Raw genomic sequence first — 376 nt, 5'->3', positions numbered from 1 at the left:
TAAGATAAATGTGTAAATAACTATAAATAACTCTTTAATATTTATAGTTAAAATTATATACTTAGGGTAATCACATGGAACGAAGGTGGCCCTTATGAAAAACTACAGCATTGGTCAGTTCGCAAAGGAAATAGGAGTCACAATTCAAACACTTAGGAATTGGGATAAGACAGGTAAATTAAAACCAAGCCATATCGCACCATCAGGTCATAGGTATTACTCTCAACAGCAGCTAGAACATTATCTTGGCTTACACTCTCCTTCTGCTGAATCTAGAATAACCATTGGTTACTGTCGTGTTTCGTCGCATAAACAAAAAGATGATTTACAAAGGCAAGTTGAGAATATGGAAGCCTATTTATTAGCACAAGGCAAA

Annotated in this window: 1 protein-coding gene; it reads left to right on the top strand. The window is 34.8% G+C overall.

Going from position 1 to position 376, the window contains the following annotated elements; genetic code table 11:
- Positions 1-94: 94 nt before the first annotated feature.
- Positions 95-376, top strand: a 282-nt coding sequence (locus AVZ68_RS19500; protein WP_157404781.1) for a MerR family DNA-binding transcriptional regulator, incomplete at its 3' end; no start/stop codon positions are given.

It is taken from the genome of Shouchella shacheensis (assembly GCF_001484965.1).
Taxonomy (GTDB): Bacteria; Bacillota; Bacilli; order Bacillales; family Bacillaceae_D; genus Shouchella; species Shouchella shacheensis.
Note: the sequence above shows the minus strand (reverse complement) of the source record. Positions and strands in the feature narration are given on the sequence as shown.